Genomic DNA, 2,401 nt, shown 5'->3' on the forward strand with positions numbered 1-2,401 from the left:
GCATGTAAAGATCCTATGAAGCTTCCCAGATCGGCAAGCCATTGCCGATGTTGCTTGTTCAGCGCGTTGACTTGCGGCTGAAATACTTGTAGGTTGCCGCTGCCAAGAAACGCCTGGTAGCCGGACTCCAGTGTCGCTGCTGTTGCTAACAATTGAGCCGCCACCTGCTTGTACCGCTCGGGAAACTGGGCCATGCCGTCATAAGGCCGCGATGCCTTATTGCGCTCGGCCTCGGACGCATCTTCCATGATCACGGCGTAATGGCAAAACCCTGGGAATTCCTTGGACAGTGCTATGAGTTCATCGTCGGATGTTCCGACCCAAATTTCATGCAGATCCGGCACGTATCCAATCATGAGATTGATAATGGCATGTGTATCGTTGACGCCTTGGGCAGAAAGCTGTTGCATGCGCCGATCCAGCTTCGCTGCCAGTCGGCGAAAATCGTTCATGCGTATGGCGTCCTGAGTCACGCGGTTGCGAGCGTCAGGTGCCCGACCTGATCGGCTGCCGGCCGTACCTTGATCTCGATGTCATAGCCGAGGCGATTCAGGCAGTCCATCAGTTTGCGCTCAGACAGATTTGTAAAGTCGCCGCGCATCATTCCCGACACTTTCGGTTGAGGAATCCCCATACGCTTGGCCGCTGTTTGCTGATTCAGTTCGAGGGTGCGCATCGCTTTCCTGATCTCGATCACCAAGCCAGTCTTAATTTTTAGTTTTTCGGCATCGGGCAAGCCAAGGTCGGAGTAGACGTTGCCCGAGCCGCGCTGAACTTCCACGCCTTCAATGATTCGTTTTTGCATTTCGTATCTCCTGTGCCAACGCCTCGGCAACCTTCAGCGCATGCGCACTTCAAGCGGCAGTGCCATCAAACCCTTGTAGCTGCTCGCTATCCGTTAGAGCAGTTTTACGCTATCGACCCTGTATGCAGCTTATATCTGATCAGGTAAAACAACAAGCATGGCGGGTGTCGCAAAACACATGTTTTACGACAGCCATTCAACACCCATCCAAAATGTCCGCTCACGGCCCCCAAAAATATGCGGAAAACCTTGTCGCTATGGGCTACTATACGGAAACTTCATTTTAATGGTTATCCGCTTATGCTGGTTGGCTACATGCGCGTGTCGTCGGACTCCGACCGGCAGAACACGGATTTGCAGCGCGACGCGCTGCTCGCTGCTGGCGTCGATGCGCGCCACCTGTATGAGGATCGCGCCTCCGGCGCCAAGGATGATCGCTCAGGGTTGACCTGCGCGCTCGAATTCGTCCGGCCTGGCGATGTGCTCGTGGTCTGGAAACTGGATCGGCTCGGCCGCTCGCTGTCGCACTTGCTCGCCATCGTGAACACGTTGAAGGACAAGCATGTCTCCTTCCGGTCGCTGACCGAAGGCATGGATACCACTACGGCATCGGGCGAGCTGCTGTTCCACGTGTTCGGTGCGCTCGCGCAGTACGAACGGGCACTGATTCAGGAGCGGGTCATTGCTGGTCTGGCCGCTGCCAAGCGGCGCGGTCGGATTGGCGGCCGACCCGCAGCCATCGTTGGCGAGAAACGAGACGCCATTATTGCCGCACTCAACGGGGGTATGTCGAAAGCCGCTGTGTGCCGCAACTTCGGCGTCAAGCGCACAACCTTGATTGAAACCCTGGCCCGGATCGGCTGGACGGAGTCGCGTGGTTCGTCATCACCATGAAAACCAAGAGCGAGCGCTTGACTGTCTTGTCGGATGCCGAGCAGGAGGCCCTGTACGGCTTACCCGACTTTGACGATGCACAGCGGCTGGAATACCTGGCATTGACGGAAACCGAACTGGCGCTTGCCAGCAGTCGGCCCGGCCTGCATACCAAGGTCTATTGCGTCTTGCAGATCGGCTACTTCAAGGCCAAGCAGTCCTTCTTCCGCTTCGACTGGAACGAGGTCGATGATGATTGTGCATTCGTACTAAACCACTATTTCCACGGCGAGTCGTTCGAGCGCAAGTCGATCACCAAGCATGAGCACTATGCCCAGCGCGAGCAGATCGCCGAGCTGTTCGGCTACCGGCCGTGGACGGCCGACTTCCTGTCACAGCTTGGACAACAGGCCACGCTGACCGCAAGGCGCGACGTGACGCCGGGGTTCGTAGTCGCCGAGTTAATCATCTGGCTCAACGAACACAAGATCATCCGGCCCGGCTACACCACGTTGCAAGAATTGGTCAGCGAAACACTTTCCGCTGAACGCCGGCGCCTTGGCGGCTTGTTGACGGAAGCAATGGACGACGCTGCCAGGACCGCGTTGGCCCAGCTTCTGGTGCGTGATGACACCCTGTCCCAACTGGCGGCGCTCAAGCAGGACGCCAAAGACTTCGGTTGGCGTCAGATGATCCGCGAGCGCGAGAAGCGCGCCTTGCTGG

4 protein-coding genes are annotated in these 2,401 nt (G+C 57.4%); 2 read left to right on the forward strand and 2 right to left on the reverse strand.

Annotated elements, in window-relative coordinates; translation table 11 throughout:
• Positions 1 to 452 (reverse strand): transposase (locus F2P44_RS34065; protein WP_229423912.1); only part of this gene is annotated, 452 nt, incomplete at its 3' end.
• A gap of 17 nt (positions 453 to 469) precedes the next feature.
• The gene (locus tag F2P44_RS34070; RefSeq protein ID WP_167094484.1) at positions 470 to 805 is read right to left on the reverse strand and encodes a helix-turn-helix domain-containing protein; all 336 of its coding nucleotides are present in this window, start codon (positions 803 to 805) and stop codon (positions 470 to 472) included.
• Between the two features lie 300 nt (positions 806 to 1,105).
• On the opposite strand from F2P44_RS34070, the gene F2P44_RS34075 reads away from it, so the two are divergent.
• On the forward strand, positions 1,106 to 1,699 hold the full coding sequence (locus tag F2P44_RS34075) for a recombinase family protein (RefSeq protein ID WP_167094486.1): 594 nt from the start codon (positions 1,106 to 1,108) through the stop codon (positions 1,697 to 1,699).
• Positions 1,696 to 2,401 (forward strand): DUF4158 domain-containing protein (locus tag F2P44_RS34080; protein WP_167094488.1); only part of this gene is annotated, 706 nt, incomplete at its 3' end. The genes F2P44_RS34075 and F2P44_RS34080, both read left to right, overlap by 4 nt.

The sequence above is a fragment of the Massilia frigida genome (assembly GCF_011682175.1).
Classification (GTDB): Bacteria; Pseudomonadota; Gammaproteobacteria; order Burkholderiales; family Burkholderiaceae_D; genus Telluria_A; species Telluria_A frigida.